The organism is Mucilaginibacter sp. P4_G9, assembly GCF_056400985.1.
This window is the reverse complement of record NZ_JBFUKF010000424.1, coordinates 1-4,241: the sequence shown is the minus strand read 5'-3', so window position 1 is coordinate 4,241 and position 4,241 is coordinate 1. Positions and strand designations below refer to the sequence as shown.

Below are 4,241 nucleotides of genomic sequence, written 5' to 3'. Positions count from 1 at the left end.
CAGATGCGTATGTGGGTTTTAGAATTGAGTAAATAAAATATATAATCAAATTTCCTGGTAAAAATTTTATCTTACTTTGGCACCACGTTCGCAGATACAAAATTATCTGCGAACGTGATACTAAATACAGGCGCGATTGATTGTTATCATTATGAAAAGGCATTGAGTTGTAGGTGTTTTTTAAACGCTGTATGCGCGAGCTGCTTGCATACTTTGTCACAATCTTATTCATTTTGCCTACCCTAACATTCAATTAATATGAATGGGGTATGTTGCCGGCCAAACATACTACCTGTTAATTAATTTGATATGACTTTTTACAATTACAAAAAAACATTCCCTACCTCGTTACTGATTATCATTACGGCATTCATTAGCAATGTAGCGTTAGCCCAGGCAAACCACACTAATCCATGGGCTGCTACCGAAGTTGGTGTGCTGCCGCCAATAGCCAGCCTTACCAAAGGCGTTTGGTTAAAGGGCGAACTGCATGTACATTCCCGCCACAGTACCGAATCGTCCAACAACCCGATCAGCAAAATCATTGCCTTTTCTAAATCGGCAGGCATCGATTTCGTTGCCATTACCGACCACGATAACCATGTAAACGGCGACGTAGCTAACCATACCTGGGCCGACCCGGAATTTAAATCAGACTCGGTGCTGCTGCTTTATAGCGCCGAATGGACCACAACCCGCGGCCATGGCAATGCCTTCTCGGCTGTACCTTATGATCACCAGCGGTTATATGACGTTCGCGATCAACGCGACGTAGTGGTAGGCGCGGTGAAAAAACAGCTCGGCATCCATCTTTCGGCCAACCATCCAAGCGGGAAAGATCATTTCGGATATTCGTACGATATGGTTAATTCTATCGAAGTATGGAACTCGGCAATCTGGTCGAAAAATGCCAATGCCATCATGATCTGGGACGATATGTTGTCATCAGGTCGCAAGCTGACAGGCAGAGGCGGGAGCGACGCGCACCATGGGGTCCCGGATTCGCCCGATAAGGAAACCAAAAACAGTTACCAGGCCAAGGCAAACTATGTTGGCACCCCAACAACCTGGGTGTTTGCCACGTCGCGCACCTCGCAGGCTGTAATAGACGCGCTCACGGATGGACGGGTATGCATCAGCTCGAACCCATACGCGCCACGTGTTGAATTTTATGCAGACGTAAACCAGGATGGTAAAATGGATATGATGATGGGCGATAACACCAAAGCTACAGGTAAGCCGGTAAAATTCCACGTTCAGCTTACAGGAAATATTCCTGCCGATGGCGAGTACACCATTAATGTGGTGAAAAATGGCAGCCCGTTTGGCACTTTCAAAACCACCGGTAAAACACCTGTCATCGAGTTTACCGATACCCCTGCTATACTTGAACGGAGCTATTACCGGGTAGAAGTTCAGGGCACGCCTACACCCTACCCACAGGTTCCCGGATCAATGGCGCTGAGCGGCAACATGGTTGGACTATCGAACCCGATCTTCTTCAATTTTGATCCGAATTTTTGATCGAAACACCTTAGCTGATAAATAATTCTTTCGTCCTCGGGGTTCTTTATAACAGGGCTCCGGGGGACAGAATTTTGAAAGTAAAGAAGCAATTAAAACTTTCTTTCCACCCCTGCCACCCATGCATCCAGCGCCTTGCGCTTATCCTCATTTTGCTGCAACCACAATTTGTTTGCTTCCTTGTTGCCGCTTAAGCCCATCAGCCTGGCAAAAGCGGGCATACTGTCAGTTTTACTCAGCTGGTAAAAGAATCCGGCATAATAATGTCTAAAAAAATCGTTACCGGGTTGCTTCTCTGCTAATTGACCAACGGCCTCAAATACAGCTTGTAACTGGTTCTCCAATAATTCAACAGGAGTTGAGCCGGGTTTTGCCCTGGCTATAGCCGCGTTCAAAGTCCTGTTCAGGGCAATGGTTGAGGGTTCGGCTTTGGCATCTTCTGTTTTAAGCGTCCCGCCTTTTAAAATACTTTGCATATTGGTATAGGCTTCGTCGCTTCGCGGGCCATCGGGTTCAAGCAGTAAAAAACTACAAAGCCCCATTAAAGCTGCCGCCCGTTTATTTTGATGAAAAGTAACCAGGCCATAAAGCCGCTGGCTATTAGCATGTTTAGGATCGAGCTTGATAGCCTCAATTGCTGCCTGTTCTGCTTCGGCATACTGTTTGGCGCGGAAATAGGCTATCCCAAGGTTAAAATATAGTGGCTGGTAGTCGGGTTTAATTTTAAGTCCTTCCTTATAGGCATCAATAGCTTGCTGCGGTTGATGGCTACTATCATAAATTCCGCCTAAAAGTTCGTAGGCCGGTCCGGTGAAGTTACTATTCGCCTTTATTACCTTGTTTAAATAAGGTATGCCTTCTGCTCCCTTACCCAATGCATTTAAACTAAAAGCCAGCTGGTAATTTGCCTGCGCATTTTCAGGATCGGCTGCTAAAGCCTGGCTATATTTTTCAATCGCCCCTGCGTAATTATGCTCGTTGTTTAGCTGAATTCCTTGCTTTATTAGGGTAGCAACATCAGTCTCCTGTGCAAAAGCGGCAACAGAAAACAGTAAAACGGGAATAATGAGGCGGATGGTTTTAATGAAATTCATACTTAAACATACAAAGAGATTTAACTAAAAGAAAAAAATAAAAACTTTAATAGATACCTGATGTATAATTTCTAATTTTCGCTTTCGTTTAAGAGTGAGAAATTTACTTATGAAGTTACTGTATAAAAGCGTCCTTTCGTTTACTACCTCCCTGCTGATTTTAACAGCCTGTTCATCAAAAAATAAAAACAAAAACCAGGACGCCAACCACGTTACCGGCAAACCTTTAGATACTACCACCCTACTTGCCTACAACCCAAAACAAGCTGACAAAAAGATAGATGCGGTGATGCAGGAACTGCACCGTACCCGGGGTTTTAACGGCAATGTGCTTGTAGCCAAAAAAGGCAAAATAGTTTATGAGAAGGCCATAGGTTGGGCCGATTACCTGCACCGCGACAGCCTTAAGCTAAACTACCAGTTTGAGCTGGCCTCGGTAACAAAAACTATGACATCTACCGGCATATTAATGCTGATGGAGCGTGGCAAGCTTAGCCTTGATGACAACGTGAAGAAATTTTTTCCTGATTTCCCTTATGATGGGGTTACCATCCGCCTGCTGCTTACGCATCGCTCGGGTATGATGAATTACGTGTATTTTGTTGACGATATATACCGAAGCCAGCACCTTAACCAAAGGAAAGGACTCTCCAATGCTGATGCCATGAAAATGATTGCCGACTATAAGCCACGACCATTTAATGTGCCCAATAAAAGATTTCTTTACAACAATTCCAACTTTATGGTATTGGGTTCTATTATCGAAAAAGTGAGCGGCTTATCATACACGCAGTTCATGAAAGATAATGTATTTAAGCCTGCAAGCATGGCGCATACCAACGTTTATTCAAAAGCGGTGTATGACAAAATCCCGGTGCATGTTGTAGGGCATGATCGTGGTCAGTGGAGATATTCTGTTGCACAAAACTTTTTGGATGGCCCGGTGGGTGATAAAGGAATCTACAGCACCGTTGGCGACCTGTTTTTATTTGACCGAGCTTTGCGCGCTGGCCTGCTATTAAAACAGGCTACCCTCGATTCGGCATATGTACCCCGCAACCCTATGCTGCATGGCCACTTTAGCTATGGCTACGGCTGGCGTACATTTACCGCACCGGGCCAGGAGGTTATTTACCATACCGGCTGGTGGCATGGTTTCAGGCACATTTACCTGCGCGATATGAAAAACGATATCACGGTTGTACTGTTATCAAACTTAGCCAATGGCAGCCTGCTAAAACTCGACGACCTTTTTAAAGCCGCCGGTATGCCTGTTGTGCGTAAAAGCGCCTACAACGGTAATGGCGATACAAGTGATGATTAGTGAGTAGTGAGTAGTGAGTAGTGAGTAGTGAGTAGTGAGTAGTGAGTAGTGAGTAGTGAGTAGTGAGTAGTGAGTAGTGAGTAGTGAGTAGTGAGAATTGCCTTAAAACTATTTGGTTTTACAATTGTAAAATTTAAGTATCAATTCATTTAAACAATTGCACATTTGCATATTTGCACATCTGTAATTTGCATATTTAGTAAAATATTATGTTCGATAAATTAATGGAAGCCCAGCAAAAGGCTGGTGAATCAAAAAAACGCCTGGATGCCATAACTGTATCAGGCGCTGCCGAAGGT

At 44.4% G+C, this 4,241-nt stretch carries 3 protein-coding genes; 2 read left to right on the top strand and 1 reads right to left on the bottom strand.

Features of this window, described 5'->3' with window-relative positions; genetic code table 11:
* Positions 1 to 309: 309 nt before the first annotated feature.
* Positions 310 to 1,524: a CehA/McbA family metallohydrolase gene (locus tag AC1DPZ_RS23035; protein WP_477407854.1), complete on the top strand. Its 1,215-nt coding sequence runs from the start codon at positions 310 to 312 to the stop codon at positions 1,522 to 1,524.
* Positions 1,525 to 1,616: 92 nt separating this feature from the next.
* Here AC1DPZ_RS23035 and AC1DPZ_RS23030 read toward each other — a convergent pair whose 3' ends face one another.
* Positions 1,617 to 2,618, bottom strand: a complete 1,002-nt coding sequence (locus tag AC1DPZ_RS23030; RefSeq protein ID WP_477407852.1) for a tetratricopeptide repeat protein — start codon at positions 2,616 to 2,618, stop codon at positions 1,617 to 1,619.
* Between the two features lie 109 nt (positions 2,619 to 2,727).
* Here AC1DPZ_RS23030 and AC1DPZ_RS23025 point away from each other — a divergent pair, with 109 nt between their 5' ends.
* Positions 2,728 to 3,942 (top strand): serine hydrolase domain-containing protein, encoded by a 1,215-nt coding sequence (locus AC1DPZ_RS23025; RefSeq protein ID WP_477407850.1) that lies wholly within the window; start codon positions 2,728 to 2,730, stop codon positions 3,940 to 3,942.
* The last annotated feature ends 299 nt before the right edge of the window (positions 3,943 to 4,241 follow it).

Excerpts from the sequence above, each read along its gene's own strand:
- AC1DPZ_RS23035 (WP_477407854.1), top strand. The coding sequence starts at position 310 with ATGACTTTTTACAATTACAAAAAAACATTCCCTACCTCGTTACTGATT.
- AC1DPZ_RS23030 (WP_477407852.1), bottom strand. The coding sequence starts at position 2,618 with ATGAATTTCATTAAAACCATCCGCCTCATTATTCCCGTTTTACTGTTT.
- AC1DPZ_RS23025 (WP_477407850.1), top strand. The coding sequence starts at position 2,728 with ATGAAGTTACTGTATAAAAGCGTCCTTTCGTTTACTACCTCCCTGCTG.